We start from the raw sequence: 14,271 nt of genomic DNA on the forward strand, positions 1-14,271 counted from the left end.
GCCGCCCGCACCCCCATCGGCGGCTTGTTGGGCGACTTCGCCGGCCTGCAGGCCTGGGAGTTGGCGGCGTTTGCTATTCAAGCCGCGGTTGAGCGCGCCGGTTTGCCCGGCGACGCGATTCAAGAGGCCTTCATCGGCAACTGCCTGATGGCCGGCCAGGGCCAGGCGCCTGCCCGGCAGGCGGTACTGAAGGCCGGCCTGCCGCAGTCGGTCGGCGCGGTCACCCTGAGCAAGATGTGCGGCGCCGGCATGCGCGCCACCATGTTCGCGCATGACGCCTTGAAGGCCGAGAGCGCCGACATCCTGATCGCCGGCGGCATGGAGAGCATGACCAACGCCCCGCACCTGATGTTCGCCCGCAAAGGCGTCAAGTACGGCGCCGCGCAGATGTTCGACCATATGGCCTTGGACGGCTTGGAAGACGCTTATCAGCGCGGCAAGGCCATGGGTGTGTTCGCCGAACAATGCGTGGCCAAGTACGGCTTCACCCGCGAGGCGCAGGACGCCTTTGCTGTCTCGTCCACCGAGCGCGCCAAGCGTGCCAACGAGGACGGCAGCTTCGCTTGGGAAATGGCACCCGTCACAGTTGCCGGCCGGGCCGGGGACACCGTCTTCAGCCGCGACGAGCAGCCCTTCAAGGCCAAGCTGGACAAGATCGCCGGCCTCAAGCCCGCCTTCGTCAAGGACGGCACCATCACCGCCGCCACCTCCTCAAGCATCTCCGACGGCGCCGCCGCCATGGTCTTGATGCGCGAGAGTCATGCCGCCAAGCTGGGGCTGACGCCGATCGCCCGCATCGTCGGCCACACGGTGCATGCGAACGCGCCGGAATGGTTCACCACCGCGCCGGTCGGCGCGATCCAAAAGTTACTGGCCAAGAACGGCTGGGATGCCAAGAGCGTCGATCTGTGGGAAGTCAACGAGGCCTTTGCCGCCGTCACGATGGCGGCGATGGCCGAGTTCAAATTGCCGCACGAGATCGTCAACGTCAACGGCGGCGCGGTCGCCTTGGGTCACCCGATCGGCGCGTCCGGCGCCCGCATCATCGTCACCTTGATCGGTGCCTTGAAGCACCGCGGCCTGAAGCGCGGCGTGGCGGCGCTGTGCATTGGCGGCGGCGAGGCAACGGCGATGGGCGTGGAGCTGATCTAAACGACGTCTAGCGTGATGCGTGATGCACCAACATCACGCAGCTGGCCAAGGAGCGCCGCATCCGCACCACCCTCGATATTGCCGACGATGTCCTGCTGCGCTCGGCCGAGCCCGTTGTGTCGCTAGCCGCCAAGGCCGAGCATCCTTGGCTGAGCCTTGGCGTCCAACCCCTGCCCAAGCGCGGCGGCGTGCTCAGCAACGAGCTGATCAACCAGCTCCGCGACGACGGTCTCTACGAAAAAAATGACCCCGGTCGGCATGGCCGCCTGATCGGGAGAAGCTCCTCTGTCGACCCACGATTTCATCACCCCAGCGGGTTCGCCGTGGCACAGCGGCGAGCGCAGCATCCATCAGCGCATGGGCTATGCCGATCAAGCGGGTGTTGAAGCTCTAGGGGCTCGGCAGTCGGTCACGCGCGACCTTGCGCAGCAGCGCCGACAGTGCCACCGCCGCGATGGTCAGGCCGACGATCAGCGCGATCCAAAAACCGCTGGCGCCCATCGCCTCGGCGGGGCGCCATGGCAGCCATGGCGGCGCCAGTCCCAGCACGCAGCCCAAGGGCAGGGCGAAACCCCAAAACGCGGCGAGGTGAATCACCATCGGCGCACGCGTGACCTTGTAGCCGCGAATCGCGCAGGCGGTGGCGACTTGCGTGGCATCCGAGAGCTGAAAAATGGCCGCAAAAATCAGCAGCTGCGCGGCCAACGCCGCCACTGCCGCGTCGCCCGTGTAAGCCCCGGCCACTTGCCGAGCAAACAGCGCCATGAAGACGGCCGATGCACAGGCCAGCACCAGCGCCGTGGCCACGCCCACCCAGGCCCGAAAGCGCGCCGCGTAGGCGTCGCCGGCACCCAGGGACTGACCCACACGGGTCAGCAGTGCAATGCCCAAACTCAGCGGCAACATGAACATCAGCGACGAGAAATTGAGCGCGATCTGGTGCGCCGCCACTTGCGTGGTGCCGAACTTGGCCACCAGCAGGGCGATCAAGCTGAAGGCGCTGCTCTCGGCAAAGTAGGTCACGCCGATCGGCAGACCTAACTTGAGCAAGCTGCGGATCTCGGGCCAGTGCGGCGCTTCCCAATGCGTGAAGGGCCAAGTGCTGCGGAAGGCCGGGCTGCGCCGCATCCACCACAGCAAGCCGCCTAAGCTGAACCACACACACCACATCGTCGCCCAAGCGCAACCCAGGCCGCCCAGCTTGGGAAGCCCCCAATGGCCGTAAATCAACAGCCAGTTGATCAACACATTGAGGCCCAAGGCGGCCAGCGCAATCAGCATCAGCGGCTTGGTCTGGTTCAAGCTCGCGCTGTAGCCATACAGCACGCGGTAGCAGGCAAACGCGGGCAGAGCCAAGCTGGTGACGAGCACAAAGTCCCGGGCCAAGTCACGCACCATCGGGTCGAGCGCCAGCAGATTGAACACCAGGCCGGCCAAGTTCGCCACGACGATGGCCAACACGCCCAGGCCCAGTGCCTTCCACAAGGCTTGGCGCACCACATGGGGCACAAGATGAAATTCCTCGGCGCCGACATGGTGGGCGACGATGGGGCTGATCGACATCATCACGCCCATCAGCGTGATGATGACCATGCTCCAGATCGACGCGCCCAGCGACACCCCGGCCAGGTCTTGCGCCGAGGCATTGCCCGCCATCGCCACATCGGCTACCGACATGCCGACGGTGGCCAACTGGCCGATCAGGATCGGCCAGGCGAGCTTCCAGAGTGCAGAAACTTCGACCCGAATTTGGGTGGCCGACGGGCGGGTGTGCAGGTTCAAATGAGTCATCGAAGGAGGTCGGTAGCGGCAGGATGGCCGCGTTTCAGGCGCTGGCGCGCCGACCCGGATTGTCCATCCCAGCAGGGCCCTGCTGCCCAACACGCCTAGAACTTGTAGCACGCGCCGATCGAGAACATGTGGAAGGCTGAGGCCGCGCCGAGCTTGCCCTTGAGCGCGAAGTCATCAAAATTGAGTGGCACGACTCAAAGTACTCAGACGACGCCGCCCGGCTTGGCGTTGCGTCGACAGTCGCTTGACCGAGAGCAATAAGCTGTATTTTAAATATTGCTTTTAACGGGCGTAGCGCTCACAATAGCTGTATTGAAAATGTACCTTTTGGCTTTTGGAGTCATCATCATCATGAATTTGTCCATCAATCATTCGAATCTATCTGCATCGCAGGCCGACGCACGGCTTGCAACTGTGCTGGCTGACTTTGAGTCGTTGCCCATGGGCGGCTGGCTTGACTTGACGATTGAAGCGCAGGAGCTGGCCTCGGTCAGGCAGCAGCTCGAGGCGCAATGGCCGGGCCAGTTTGACTGGCAGCCGCTCGCCAGTGAGCGGCTGCGCTTGAGCCGCAAGCCGGCCGCGAAGTCGGGTTGTTGCGGCTGCTGCGGCGGCGGCGGTCCTAAGTCAAACGCAGTGGCTTGATCATCATGGCCAATAGCGCCTTCATTCCGCTGCGGGAAGCGGCGCCTAAACGCGGCCCGCATGGCTTTGCGCTGTGGGAGCTGGGATTCCGACCCTTTTATTTGCTGGCGGCCTGGGTTGCGCTGCTGAGCGTGCCGCTGTGGGCCTTGCAATTCACGGGCCTGCTGCCGGTCGCCTTGCTGCGCGGCGCGGCCTGGCATGCGCACGAGATGGTGTTCGGCTATGCACTGGCGGTGGTGATCGGTTTTTTATTCACCGCCGGGCGCAACTGGTCGGGCCAGCCGACGCCTACGGGTCGGCCGCTGATGGCCTTGGCCCTGCTGTGGCTGCTGGCGCGTGTGCTGGTGCTGAGCCCCTATGGATGGGCGTCCTTGCTGGTCAATCTGGCCGTGCCCTGGAGCGCGGCCTGGGGTCTGTGGCGCGCGCTGCGCGCCGGGGGCAATAAACGTAACTATTTCTTTGTCGGCCTGCTGCTCATGATGGGTGTCGCGACGGCGGGTCTGCATCTGCAAGCGTTGGGTTTGCTGACCCTTGGCTTTGCCGGTGGGATAGGCCTGCCGCTGGCCCTGGATATCTTGATGTTCATGATCGCCGTGATGGCCGGCCGGGTCTTGCCGATGTTCAGCAATAACGGCGTTCCTGGACTGAACGCAAGACGCGATCCGCGGCTGGAGAAGCTGGCGCTGGCCAGCCTGCTGGCGCTTTTGCTGGTCGACGCCTTGGGTATTGGCGGTATGCCTTTGTTGGCCATCTTGCTTGTTGCTGCGCTGGCGCATGGCCTGCGCCTGGCGCTGTGGCAGCCTTGGCGCACGTTGAAGACTCCCTTGGTTTGGGTGCTGCACATCGGCTATTCGTGGCTGCCGATTCATCTCTTGTTGCGCGCCGCTGCCGAACTGGGCTGGTGCGCGCCGGGGCCGGCCACCCATGCGCTGACGGTCGGTTTGATTGGTATGGTGACGCTGGGCATGATCACGCGCACGGCGCTGGGCCACACCGGCCGGCCGCTGCGCGCCGGGCGCATCGAGTTGTGCGCTTATCTGGCGATGTTGATGGCGGCGCTGCTGCGGGTGTTCTTGCCGCTGCTGGCACCACCGCTCTTGATGCCTTCGGTGTTGATTTCGTCGGCGCTATGGAGTCTGGCTTTTGCGCTCTATCTATGGCGTTACACGCCGATCCTGATGCGCGCCCGCGTTGATGGTCAACCAGGGTGATGGAACCCCCCGCCCGAGGCCTACTCGGTCGGCCCCCCAAGGGGGCGGCGTCGTTCCGGTTACTCGCTCTCGGGCATGCAGCGACTTCACGGCCAGATCCGGCGCCGTGGACATGCTCTTGACGCCGACGCACATTAGGCTGGCAAACGCGCTTCTTTGCGCTTGGTGGCCACCCAGTTTGTGATGATCAACTGGCGTCCACTCGCCCTCCCAACAACCACGGCTCAGGCTCATTCCTGGGTGCAAATTCAGTCGCCGTTCAGGCGGACACCTCATTCGACAAGGCTTCGACTTGACGCCCGGCACAAAACAGGGTCAAGTCTTGCCCTCAGCTGCAGCCGGAGCCCGTCGTGGGCGTCCATGCTTGTGGCCAAACGAAGCCGAGGCCCTGAGCAATGACTGCTGCGCGTAGCCGCTTTGACTTCGCCCCCGCGGTCGCGGCCGTGTGTTCGCTGTTCGGCGGTGCGGTGGGTGCCACCGTCTGCCTGGCCATCGTCTTGACCTTGGGCATGTTGGCGCTGGCGCCCTTGGGTGGCCGGGCGGCGCAGCTGGGCGTGCCCGCCGCGTTCGCTTGCGTGATCGTCAGTGCCAGCATCTATGCGCTATTCAGCCGCAACCGCATGGCGGCCGGTGGGCCGAGTTCGCCCACGGCGCTGATCATTTCCTTCTTGCTCAGCCAGGTCTTGCGGCATGAGCAGGCCAGCGGCGGCGCGCTAGCCCTGACCCTGGCTCTGGCGGCCTTGAGCGCGGCCGTGATTGGCATGGGCTGCCTGCAAATGTTGCTGGGGGCCATGAAGCTTGGGCGCCTGGCGCGCTTTGTTCCGCAGCCGGTCTTGGCTGGTTTTATGAATGGGGTTGCCTTGCTGGTGCTGCTGGCCCAAGTGCCGGACTTGCTGGCTGTGGCGCCCGAGCTGTGGCCGGGCCAAGGCTGGCAGGCGCTGCAGCAAGCGCATGTCGGAGCCTTGGCGCTGGGCCTGGGTACGGCCGGGCTGGTTTGGCTGCTGGCTTGGCGGGCGCCGCGTCTGCCGGCGGCCTTGGCTGGCATGATGCTGGGGCTGCTGAGCTTTCACCTGGCCGGCGCCTTCTTGCCCGAGCTTGACCTCGGCGCCACGCTCGGCGCCTTGGAGGCGCAGCAATTTTGGCCGGGTTTGTGGGCCGTGTGGGCCGTGTGGGCCGAGCCTGTGGCGACCCTGTCCTTGCTGGCTCCGCACGCCCGGTCCATAGGCCTAACGGCTCTTTTGCTGGCCATGGTCGGCAGCCTGGAGTCTTTGCTGAATCTGCGCGCCGCCGATCAGCGCAGCGGTGAACAAAGTGATGAAAGCCGCGAACTTTGGGCCTTGGGCCTGGCCAATATCGGCGGCGGTTTGTTTTGTGCTTTGCCGGTGACGCGCTCCAGAAGCCGCGCCATGGCCATCGAGATGGCCGGCGGGCGTGGCGGCCTTGGCGCCATGGGCGCTGTGCTTCTCTCGGCCTTGCTGGTCGGCTTTGCCGGCGAATGGCTGGCCTATTTGCCCCAAGCCGTCTTGGCCGGCGTGATGCTGACCGTCGCCTTCAGTCTCTTGGATCGCCGCTCAATCCGGCAGCTGTTGCAGCAGCTGGGCCGCCCGAAGAGCTCGCATAGCCCAGCCAATGCGGGCGGCGCGGCCAAGCGGGAAGGCCTGCTCACCATGAGTTTGGTTTGTCTGTTGACGCTGTGGCAAGGGCCGGGTGCGGGCGTGCTGCTGGGCTTGCTGTTGTCGATATTCTTGTTCTTGCGCGGCCTGAACCGCAGCTTGGTGCGGGCCCGGTTTTCTGCGCAACAGCGCCCCAGCCGGCGCGTCTATCCGCCGCAGTTGGAGCAGCTATTGAGCGCAGCGCGGCCCCATATCCTGGTGGTGGAATGGGAGGGCGCGCTCTATTTTGGCAATGCCGACCGTGTCCAAGATGAAGCCCAGCAGGTGCCCGCTGACGCGCGCTGCTTGGTTATTGATTTGCAGCGGGTCTTGTCGATTGATGAATCCGGTGCGCTGGCCTTGCTGCAACTGCATGCCGCTTTGGCGCGCAGAGGCTGTCGTTTGCGCTTGGCCGGGCTGGGGCCAAACAGCCCGCTGCGTCGCCAGTTGATGGACCATCTGCCTGAGGCAACTTCTGCCACCGCAGGCTTGCTCTCAGGCCAGTGCTACCTGGATCTGGATCAAGCGCTGGAAGCGGCCGAGCGGCAAGCCTTGCAGGCAAGCCTTGGCCCCGGCCAAGCGCATGACTTGGGCAGCGCTTTGCCGCTGGCGCAAAGCAGCCTCTTGCGGGGCTTGTCCGCCGCGCAGCAGGCCGTCGCCACGGCTTATTTGCAGCCGCTGTGCTTGAAGGCAGGCGAGCGCTTGTTCAAGGAGGGCGACCCCGGCAACGGCGTCTATGTGCTAACGCGTGGTTCGATCAGCGTGGTGAGCGCCAGCGGCCAGCGTTTCATGAGCTTTTCTGCCGGCACCATATTGGGCGAATTGGCCATGCTGGACGGCCAAGGCCGCAGCGCCGATGCCGTGGCCGACCAGGATGCGGACCTCTTTTTGCTCACGCCTCTAGCACTGAACGCCATGGCGGCCGCCGACCCATTGTTGTGCAGCCAGCTCTACCGCAATATGGCCCTGCATCTGGCCACGCGCCTGCGCGTCGCCACCGGCGCCTGGCGCAGTGCGGCTGGGCTGCAGTGACTTGTTGTACGCCTGCGATGATGCTTGCTTTGCCGGAAACCCCAAGCATGTTCAAGTCCACACTGGCCGTTATGGCCTTGCTCATCTCATTTGGCGCTGCGGCCTCCACCGCAAAGAAGCCCGCCGCCCCTGCCGCCTCCGCTCCCTCCGTCGCAGGGGCCGTGACGACCGCCTCCGGCCTGCGTTATGAGCCCCTCACCGTGGGCAGCGGCCCGCACCCGACGGCCACCGACAAGGTGCGCGTCCATTACGTCGGCCGCTTCTTGGACGGCCGTGAATTCGACAGCTCGATCAAGCGCGGCAAGCCGGCCGAGTTCCCGCTCAACCGCGTCATCAAATGCTGGACCGAAGGGGTGCAGCTGATGCAGGTCGGCGGCAAGGCGCGCCTGCATTGCCCCTCGGCCATCGCCTACGGTGAGCGCGGCGCCGGTGGCGGCGAGATCCCACCGAACACGCCGCTGGTGTTTGAGGTGGAGCTGTTGGCGATTGTGGGGAATTGAGGGCAGGCAGGTCGGGGCAGATCGGGGCCGATCGGGGCCGGTGGGTGCGCTTGGCCGCTTGCAGGCGGCTGGGCCCAGACGGTCTGATTGACTATGGGCTCTCAGCTGGCTGCTCCGCCGTCACCAACTTGGACAGCTCGACAAATCCAATCGGCGGGCGGGTTAACCACGGAACAATGTAGCTGCGCTTGGCCAAACCGGCCGCCATGCGTTCCATCTGCTTGCGTTCAGCTGCGAGCCGAGCGACCAACAAAGGGTCTTGCGTGCCGGCTGCCAACACGCTCTTGTTGAGCACCCAGGCGAAGGGCTCGATGCCCGCTCGCCGCAAGTCATCTTGCAGCGCTGCGGCCTGCGAGACCGGCGTCAGCTCGGGCAGCGTCACCAGAATGATCTTGGTATAGGCGGCGTCCTGCAGCCGCATCAGTGGCGTGACCACACGGCCCGCGCCATGGCCTTCGAACTCGCGCAGCATCTGCCGGTGGTAGGCACCTGTCGCATCCATCAACAGCAGCGAATGCCCGGTCGGGGCGGTGTCCAGCACCACAAAGGCGCTGCGCCCTTCGCTGACGATGCGCGAGAAGGCATGAAAGACGGCGACCTCCTCGGTGCAAGGCGAGCGCAGATCCTCTAGCAGCAGCGCTTGTTCCTGCGCGTCAAGATGCGACGATTTGGCCGCCATGATCTTGTCCACATAGCGCTGCGTCTCGAGCTCGGGGTCGATGCGGTCGACGCGCAGGCCCGCCACCTCGCCGTCCATGGTTGCCGCCAGGTGTGCGGCCGGATCGGTGGTGCTGAGGTGCACGGTCTTGCCGCGTTGTAGCAAACCCAGCGCCAGTGCTGCCGCGACCGTCGTCTTGCCGACCCCGCCCTTGCCCATCACCATGATCAGGCCATGGTCGGCGGCGGCAAGTTCATCGGCCAAGGCGTCCAGCCCTTGCAGATGAGCTATGCGTTCGACGCTCGCCTTGCCACCGGGCTCGACGGGGTGAACTTGCGTTGACAGCAAGGCCCGCAAGGCCGCCAAACCGACCGTGTCGAAGGCGCGCAGCGGCACCCGGTCCTGCGGCAAGGCGAGCAGGGCCACGGGCAGCTGATCCAGCGCCTGCTGGCCCAAGGTCTCGATGGCGTTCGCCACCGCGTCCGTGCGGTCGCTGGCATGGAACACGCCATTGATCACCAGCCGCTGGTTGTTCAAGCCCAGCTCATGCAGCTCCTCCGAGGTGCGCGCCGCCTCGGCGATGGCGCCCTTGTCCGCCCGCGCCACCAGGATCACGGTGGTCTTGTTGGGGTCGCTCAAGGCGTCGAGGGCGGCCTTGAAGCGCAGCTCCTGCATCTTCAGACCCGAGTGCGGGCCCAGGCATGAGGCGCCGCGATCATTGCCGTCCAGGAAGCCACTCCAGGCCTTGGGCAGGCTGAGCAGGCGCAAGGTGTGCCCCGTCGGTGCGGTGTCGAAGACGAGGTGATCGAAATGCTCGGCATCATCGGACAGCAGCGAGGCAAACTCATCAAAGGAAGCGATTTCGGTGGTGCAGGCGCCGGACAATTGCTCGCGCACCGTCGACAGTTCAGCGTCGCTCGCAGCGGCGCCCATCTGCGCCAGCACGCGCTGCCGATAGGACTCGGCCGCGCTGTCGGGGTCGATATTCAGGACCGACAAGCCAGGCGCGCCGGGCACCGGTGTGGGGATGTTGCGCAGGGCTATGCCGAGCATCTCGTCCAGGTTCGACGCCGCATCGGTGCTGACCAACAACACCTTTTTGCCGGCGTCGGCCAGCGTCAGCGCAGTGGCCGTCGACAGCGATGTCTTGCCGACGCCGCCCTTGCCGGTAAAGAACAGATGCCGGGTTGGCTGGCTCAAGAAGCCTAAGCCTATGCCTGAGTCTGTAGCGCCAGGCTTCAGCCAGGCCTGCACTTGCTCGTGCGCGGGCAGCCCCCCGCTGTGCACGACCTTGCCGTCGATGATGACGGCCGGCGTGGCCCTGACGCCCGAGCGCCTGATCTCCTCGGGCTTCTCCACCTTGATGATCTCGACGTCGACACCCGCGGCCTGCGCCGTCCGCTCAATGATGCCGATGGTGGTGCGGCATTTGCTGCAGCCCGAGCCCAGAACTTTGATTTCCATTTGAGAATCCCTTGTGCGCATCCGACGCTGAGTGCGAGCGCCGCGGTTTCGCCATTGGGCACTGCTTGATGCGAGCCGCAATTGAGGCAGATCAAACCGCAAACTGCGGCCTGTCGCTGAGCGTATTCCGATGGCGAACAGCGAGGCGCGGCTCAAAGCGTTCGCGAATGGAAGCCGTGAGAGGTCGGCGGCCATCAGCGCCACGTCGGCGATCTCCACGCGTCTCCTTCCTCACCGCATCTCCACCTTGCTCAAGTTGTCATCTGAATTCCGGTCAATCCGCATGTTGTAGGGGTCAACGCCGACCCAGGCCGGCGCCTTGTCGAGCAGCAGCTTGATCTGCTGCTTGCCCGACTGCAGCGGCCGGCGCTCCATCAACAACACCGAATCTCGTGTGAAGCCCTTTTTGCCCGGCTCGGCGCTGAAGGCGCCGATGTCCATGGCCTCGTTCAGCGGGCTCTCGGTCTCGCGGCCCTTGCCGTCCGCATACAGCTTCTTGGCATCGACCGTGAACGTGATCTCGAACTTGCCGTCGGCGCGCTGGGTGGCTTTCGCATCCGTCGCCTTCAGATCAAACAGCGTGATCTTCTCGAACAGATCGACGATCAAGGCTTCATGCTGCGGCCCCGCCTCGCTCCGCAAGAGCCGCAGAAAGTCACGCGTGTCGGCATAAGGCGCGGGCTTGAAGGCGAACTCGGCCAGCAACTTTTGCAGCGCCCGGTTGACCGCCGCCTCACCGACGAGCTCTTTGAGCGCATACATCACCACCGCGCCCTTGCGGTAGTGGATATAGGCCTGGTTCTCGACCCGGGCCAGCGGCAGCTCTTCCACCAGCTCGCCGCTGCGGCTGCTCAAGTAACGGTCTAGTTCGTACTTCAAGAACTTGCGAATCTGCGCCTTGCCGTAGAGCTTTTCCATCACCAACAGCGCCGAGTACTGGGCGAAGGATTCGCTCAGCAACGTCATGCCCTGCTTGTCGGCGCCATTGATCTGGTGGCCCCACCACTGGTGTGCCATCTCGTGCGCGGTGACGAAGGTGACCAGATCGACCTTGTCGTCTCTGTCCGCGTCTTTGAAGTTCTGGATAAAGCCGATCGCCTCAGAGAAGGGCACCGTGCCCGCAAACGCCTGGGCAAAGCGCTCGTAAGCCGGGAACTCGATGATGCGGGCCTGTTTGAACTGGTAGGGCGAGAACTGCTCGCTGTACAAATCCAAAGACGCCTTCATGGCGGTCAGCATGCGCTGCGCATTGCTGTCATGCGCCGGGTGATGGTAGACCTCGAGCGCGACCGCTTGGCCGTCTTTGCCGGCCCAGCTGTCGCTGGCCTTTTGGTAGCGGGCCGATTGCATCGAGAAGAAATTGGCCGTGGGCGCGTCGCTGCGCGTGACGATGGTGCGCCGGCCTTGGGCCGTGCGGTCGCTGACGGTGGTGCCGGGGGCGATCGGGGTTTGGTCGGCGTCGGTCGTCAGCGTGATCTCGGCCGTAACCCAATCACTGTCACGGCGCAGATAGTTGTGTGCGTTGGCGCCGTTGTCCTCCAGCTTGGCCGCGCGCAGCTCGGGCGGCAGGCCCGCTTTACGGCGCTTGGCGCGGTCTTGCAGCAGCATGCCTTGCGGTACGCCCAAGAACGGCCCGAACTGCTGATTGCTGATGAAGCTGCCATTGGGCACGATTTGCGTTTGCGGGCGGCCGTTGACAAAGCCCTGTTGGGCCATGCGCACGGCAAAGTTCAAGCCCAGTTTGTCGCCCGCTTGCAGCGGTGTCTTCAGCCGGTAGATGCTGTGCGACAAATCCTTGTAGTCTCGCTCCAGCACGGCGCCATCCAAAGCCAATCGCTGCACCTTCAGCCCCGGCGCCCATTGCACATGCACCTGACTGATGGGCTTGCCGCTGCGGTTCTCCATCTGATAGCTGCCTTCGATCTCAGCGCGAGCTTGGTTGGGGTAGAGCTCGACCTTGAGCTTGACATCGGTGATGGTCGGCTGCGGCAGCCCGGCAAAGCCCCACAGCGTCTTCTCGTAGTCCACCTGCAGCTGTTCTTGCGCGGGGGCGGTCAAATAGTCGTTGAGCACATTGCTGTTGTAAAAGATATAGCCGCCGCTGCAGACCCAAGCCAGCGTGGCCGCGCCCAGCAGCAGGCCGGGCCTGCCGGCCAGGCGTTGACGCAAAAGCGTGAAACGGGGTTGCAGCCGGGTCTCCACGCCGCGGCGCCACAGCAGCTGCGTGGCCACCATCAGCATGGCGCCGAAGGCCAGCCAATACAGCTGATGCCAGGCGCGGCCGATCCAGAAGCGCCCCATCTCGTTCATGTCCGACAGCGGCACCTCCGGCATGCCGGCAAAGGTGTAGAGCTTGTGCTCAAACCCCAGGCTGCCCATCACCATGCCGAGCACCATCAAGACCATCATCACGGCCCAGCCGACGAATTTGTGCGGCACCAGGGCCTGCACAAAAATTGCCAGGATGGCCAGCAGCAAGGCGGAGATCAGCCCCGGCAGTACGAACCAAAGCAGATAAGACGCGAGCTGAACTTGCGTGAAGCCATGTGCGAGCTGGAAGACGACGCCGGTCAGCATGGCGGTGAGGTAACAAGCCAGCAGCACGCCCGTGATGGCCAGCACCTTGGGCAATAAATGCGCCCAGTTCGGCGCCGCGCTGGCGTCGATGATCTCGTGCATGCGGCGCTCGCGGTCGCGCCAGACCAACTCGCCCGAGTAGTAGATCGCGATCAACAGCGGAATGATGCCAAAGCTGCCTTCCAAGGCGTCAACGACCGAGCGTGTAACCGGCAAATAGCTCACACCGCGCTCGGATGTGGTCAAGAGCAGCCCGACCAAGGCGTTCAGCACGCCGATTGCCAGCAGCACAAAAAAGGCCGGGCTCTTGAACACAAAGCGCATGTCGAAGCGGGTCAGCGCGCGCAGCTGTAGCCAGGCGGTGGCGCCGCCGTGGCTGGGGCTGGCCAAAGGTTTTTGCTGCGGCATCGCATCGCCGGGGCCAATTTTCTCGGCCTTGGCGCTTGCCTTGGCGGGCGCCTCGAAGTGGAACAAACGATAGGCCAAGCCGAACAAAGCGGCGGCGACACCGAGCCAGATCAGCCGGTTGTAGAGCAGCATGCCGCTCAAACTCGGTATGAGGGTATTGCGGTCGGCCGCCGTCCAGTATTTGGTGACGCGGTTCAAAGCGCCGATGGCGAAGGGGTCGGCCAGGCCGGAGGCCAGGTCCAGCGAGGGGTCCTTCAACAAAACCCGCGAGGCGCCGAACAAGACGATGAAGGCGACCGCGCCGACATAGCTCCACATCATCGAGCGCGTGAGGGTGGCCACGGCAAAGAAGCCGGCGCCCAGCACCAGCAGTGTCGGCACGCTCATCACCAGCTGTGCAAAGAGGTAGTGGCTGAGTACCAAGGGGCCCACTTGCTCTGCGTCCAGCCAAGGCATCAGCGATCCGAGCAAGACTGCCAAGGGCACGGCGGTGGTGACCAAAAAGGCCACAAACATCGCGCCCAAAAAGCGACCGACCAGGTAGTCGAATTTGCCGACCCGGGTCGAGCGCAGAATCGCCGCGAAGCCGAACTCCTCATCGCGAATCACCACATTGGCGACAAAGGCGGTGACGATGAAAATCGTCATCACGTTCATGGTGGCGACGATCTGCAAAATGGCAAACGGCGAGTTGAGATTGCTGGCGCCCTTGGGCCCGCCGATCTGAATATCGGTCGAGGTGATGGCGCCGAAGCTCATCAAAAAGAAGATCACAAAGCTGATCAGGAAGAGCGGCGAGCGCAGTTGGTAGCGCGCCTCGAACGTGAAGATTTTTCTGAGCATAGGGGCCTCTCAGGCGGCGGCTGTTCTGGCTTTACGGGCCTGCACCAGCGTGGCGAAGTACAAGTCCTCCAGGTCGCCGTCGACCGCCTCGAAACCGGCCTCGGGTGCGCTGTCGGCCAGCACATGGATGACGGTCTGGCCACCGCGCAGGCGGGCCCTTGATGGATCGCGACCAGGCGCACGGCCAATGGCGAGGTTTCGCGCGTTTCCACCGAGCCGCAGGCGACGAACATCAGCCGGTTGCCTTCGACGTCGATCACGCCCCAGCCGGTGCGGCGGAGGCCGGGATCGATGCCGAGAATACGGACGGGGCTGCGAATCGGCGCGGCGTACATGGGGTA

Annotated in this window: 9 protein-coding genes and 1 pseudogene; 5 read left to right on the forward strand and 5 right to left on the reverse strand. The window is 64.4% G+C overall.

The window, feature by feature from the left end:
• Positions 1-1,152: acetyl-CoA C-acyltransferase (locus RMO57_RS06020; protein ID WP_310385117.1), on the forward strand; the 1,152-nt coding region annotated here is incomplete at its 5' end.
• 122 nt (positions 1,153-1,274) lie between these two features.
• Here the strand turns inward: RMO57_RS06020 and RMO57_RS06025 are convergent.
• Entirely contained in the window at positions 1,275-1,499 is a 225-nt protein-coding gene (locus RMO57_RS06025; RefSeq protein WP_310385119.1) for a hypothetical protein, read from the reverse strand.
• A 43-nt stretch (positions 1,500-1,542) separates the two neighbouring features.
• Positions 1,543-2,943, reverse strand: a complete 1,401-nt coding sequence (locus tag RMO57_RS06030; protein ID WP_310385121.1) for an MATE family efflux transporter — start codon at positions 2,941-2,943, stop codon at positions 1,543-1,545.
• 312 nt (positions 2,944-3,255) lie between these two features.
• Between RMO57_RS06030 and RMO57_RS06035 the strand changes: the two genes are divergently transcribed.
• The 4 genes from RMO57_RS06035 to RMO57_RS06050 all read left to right on the forward strand — a co-directional run bounded on the left by RMO57_RS06035 (position 3,256) and on the right by RMO57_RS06050 (position 7,980).
• Positions 3,256-3,585, forward strand: coding sequence for a hypothetical protein (locus tag RMO57_RS06035; protein ID WP_310385122.1), 330 nt, complete (start codon positions 3,256-3,258; stop codon positions 3,583-3,585).
• Between the two features lie 5 nt (positions 3,586-3,590).
• On the forward strand, positions 3,591-4,796 hold the full coding sequence (locus RMO57_RS06040) for an NnrS family protein (RefSeq protein ID WP_310385124.1): 1,206 nt from the start codon (positions 3,591-3,593) through the stop codon (positions 4,794-4,796).
• Positions 4,797-5,191: 395 nt separating this feature from the next.
• A complete protein-coding gene (locus RMO57_RS06045; protein WP_310385126.1) occupies positions 5,192-7,480 on the forward strand; it encodes a SulP family inorganic anion transporter in 2,289 nt (762 codons plus the stop codon).
• A gap of 47 nt (positions 7,481-7,527) precedes the next feature.
• Positions 7,528-7,980, forward strand: coding sequence for an FKBP-type peptidyl-prolyl cis-trans isomerase (locus RMO57_RS06050; protein WP_310385129.1), 453 nt, complete (start codon positions 7,528-7,530; stop codon positions 7,978-7,980).
• Positions 7,981-8,071: 91 nt separating this feature from the next.
• Here the strand turns inward: RMO57_RS06050 and arsA are convergent, their stop codons facing one another.
• The 3 genes and pseudogenes from arsA to RMO57_RS06065 all read right to left on the reverse strand — a co-directional run.
• Entirely contained in the window at positions 8,072-10,102 is a 2,031-nt protein-coding gene (gene arsA / locus RMO57_RS06055; RefSeq protein ID WP_310385131.1) for an arsenical pump-driving ATPase, read from the reverse strand.
• A gap of 231 nt (positions 10,103-10,333) precedes the next feature.
• A complete protein-coding gene (locus RMO57_RS06060) occupies positions 10,334-13,930 on the reverse strand; it encodes an ABC transporter permease/M1 family aminopeptidase (RefSeq protein WP_310385132.1) in 3,597 nt (1,198 codons plus the stop codon).
• A 212-nt stretch (positions 13,931-14,142) separates the two neighbouring features.
• Positions 14,143-14,265 (reverse strand): annotated as a pseudogene (locus RMO57_RS06065) (crossover junction endodeoxyribonuclease RuvC); the annotation flags it as partial.
• Positions 14,266-14,271 lie beyond the last annotated feature (6 nt).

The organism is Roseateles sp. (assembly GCF_031397715.1).
Lineage (GTDB): Bacteria > Pseudomonadota > Gammaproteobacteria > Burkholderiales > Burkholderiaceae_C > Paucibacter_A.

Bases quoted from the DNA above. Each gene is read 5' to 3' on its own strand.
- RMO57_RS06025 (WP_310385119.1), bottom strand. From the start codon at position 1,499: ATGCTGCGCTCGCCGCTGTGCCACGGCGAACCCGCTGGGGTGATGAAA.
- RMO57_RS06030 (WP_310385121.1), bottom strand. From the start codon at position 2,943: ATGACTCATTTGAACCTGCACACCCGCCCGTCGGCCACCCAAATTCGG.
- RMO57_RS06040 (WP_310385124.1), top strand. From the start codon at position 3,591: ATGGCCAATAGCGCCTTCATTCCGCTGCGGGAAGCGGCGCCTAAACGC.
- RMO57_RS06045 (WP_310385126.1), top strand. From the start codon at position 5,192: ATGACTGCTGCGCGTAGCCGCTTTGACTTCGCCCCCGCGGTCGCGGCC.
- RMO57_RS06050 (WP_310385129.1), top strand. From the start codon at position 7,528: ATGTTCAAGTCCACACTGGCCGTTATGGCCTTGCTCATCTCATTTGGC.
- arsA (WP_310385131.1), bottom strand. From the start codon at position 10,102: ATGGAAATCAAAGTTCTGGGCTCGGGCTGCAGCAAATGCCGCACCACC.
- RMO57_RS06060 (WP_310385132.1), bottom strand. From the start codon at position 13,930: ATGCTCAGAAAAATCTTCACGTTCGAGGCGCGCTACCAACTGCGCTCG.